The organism is Vibrio sp. 10N.222.52.B7, from assembly GCF_041474275.1.
Classification (GTDB): Bacteria; Pseudomonadota; Gammaproteobacteria; order Enterobacterales; family Vibrionaceae; genus Vibrio; species Vibrio crassostreae_C.
In genome coordinates, this window is sequence record NZ_JBFRTU010000617.1 from 1 (window position 1) to 281 (window position 281).

The 281-nt window shown below is 42.0% G+C and carries 1 pseudogene; it reads right to left on the reverse strand.

The features are described 5' to 3' along the window. A pseudogene (locus AB4512_RS24475) lies at positions 1-281 on the reverse strand (protease); the annotation flags it as partial.

Genomic DNA, 281 nt, shown 5'->3' on the forward strand with positions numbered 1-281 from the left:
TGGTCAGTTGCTGTTGTTACACGATTCAATGCATCTTGGTCATCTTTTAGAGACGACAAGTAATCAGATTCAACACCTTGATAGTACTTGCGTTTCTTACGCGGAATCCAATGTCCATTTTCTTTTAACTCGAGGTACTTTTTGTATTCTCTGGTGACCTCTAGTGTGTCTTGATCAACGTTAATACCTAACGAGTTACCCAGAAAGTTCCAGCCGTGGACATCATCGATGTAACCATTGCCATCATCATCAATGCCGTTGCCTGGGATCTCGTCTTCATT